Raw genomic sequence first — 1,349 nt, forward strand, 5'->3', positions numbered from 1 at the left:
GAGGACTGACAGTGAGGATGTGTGGTGGCTTCTCCGCCGGGTCTGACTCACGGACTGACCGACGCCGACCGGCTGTCTTTTAGGCGATTCGTCGGCCCGCTCGGAGAGCCACCGCACGCGACCGGACGGGCGACCGTGACCTAATAGGAGCTTGGTCCAGAAGCCCCGCCACTGTCTTGTCCGCCCGCCCGGCCGGCGCGTGCCGCCCACCCGGTTCAGCGAGAGGACGGCAGTGACCAGCATGACGGACCAGGCCCTGGAAGTCACAGGCGGCGTGGACACCCACGGCGAGACCCACCACGCGGCCGTGATCGACCGCATCGGCCGCCACCTGGCCGACCGCGAGTTCCCTGCCACCGGTACCGGCTACCGCCAACTGCTCGCCTGGCTACGCTCCTTCGGCACCGTCACCGCCGTCGGCATCGAGGGCACCGGCGCCTACGGCGCCGAACTGGCCCGCATCCTGCGCCGGGCCGGCCTGACCGTCATCGAGGTCGACCGCCCCGACCGAAAGACCCGCCGTATGAAGGGCAAGTCCGACCCGATCGACGCCTACGCCGCCGCCCAGGCGGTGGCCTCCGGCCGGGCCAGCGGCACCCCGAAGACCCGTGACGGCATCGTCGAGGCCATCCGCACCCTGCGCGTCGTGCGCCGATCAGCCGTCAAGTCCCGCACCCAGGCAATCAACCAGGCCCGGCAGCTGCTGGTCACCGCACCGGAGAACCTGCGCGCCCAACTACACGGACTGCAGGCCGCCGTCCTGGCCCAGGCATGCTCCCGGCTCCGGCCGGGCGACGACCTCGCCGACCCGGCCCACGCCGTCAAGGCGGCCCTGCGCCGCCTGGGCAAGCGCATCCTGGCCCTGACCGACGAGGCTGACGAGCTGGACGCCCACCTCAAGACACTGACCGCCCAGGCCGCGCCGGACCTGCTCGCGCTCAAGGGCGTCGGTCCGGACGTGGCCGGCCAGCTGCTGGCCACTGTCGGGGACAACCCCGACCGCCTGCACTCCGAGGCAGCCTTCGCGCACCTGTGCGGCGTCGCGCCCATACCCGCCTCATCCGGACGACGCGACCGTCACCGGCTCAACCGCGGCGGTGACCGAGCCGCCAACCACGCCCTGCACACGATCGTGCTGTGTCGGATGCGCCATGATCCGCGCACCCGCGCCTACGTCGAACGGCGCACGACCGAAGGCCTCGCCAAGAAGGACATCATGCGCTGCCTGAAACGCCACATCGCCCGCGAGGTCTACCGAGTCCTGCAACGGTCGATCCGCACCACCAACACCACCAGACAAACCACCCAAAGCGACCTCACTGAAGCCGCTTGACTTCCATAGGAGCATC

General features: G+C 70.6%; 1 protein-coding gene. It reads left to right on the forward strand.

Annotated features, from left to right (window positions below):
* The first annotated feature begins 241 nt into the window (after positions 1-241).
* Positions 242-1,333: an IS110 family RNA-guided transposase gene (locus tag ACZ4W5_RS38005; protein ID WP_465659828.1), complete on the forward strand. Its 1,092-nt coding sequence runs from the start codon at positions 242-244 to the stop codon at positions 1,331-1,333.
* Positions 1,334-1,349: the final 16 nt, after the last annotated feature.

This window comes from Kitasatospora sp. NPDC029367 (genome assembly GCF_055569135.1).